Consider the following 249-nt stretch of genomic DNA (forward strand, 5'->3'; position numbering starts at 1 on the left):
AACACTGCATTACATCGCCTTGCAAAAAATCTACACGCCAATGCTGGTTGGAACGGTTAGTTCTTAATAGAGCAGGTTTGACCACCAACTCATCATCTTCAATCGGCCCCATATAATTAATAGTAATCGATACCGGCATGCCTTCTCTTTCTGGGTGACCTAACACTGCTTGAAGGATCGTAGCCGCCGTCACACCACCGAAAGGGCCTACCATCTTTTGATAGTCTGCACTGACTTGCCCAACCAGGC

General features: G+C 47.4%; 1 protein-coding gene. It reads right to left on the reverse strand.

What is annotated here, in order from left to right; all coding sequences use genetic code 11:
- Positions 1 to 249, reverse strand: a 249-nt coding sequence (locus A3735_RS11255) for an acyl-CoA thioesterase domain-containing protein (RefSeq protein WP_197485868.1), incomplete at both ends; no start/stop codon positions are given.

The sequence above is a fragment of the Oleiphilus sp. HI0061 genome, from assembly GCF_001635675.1.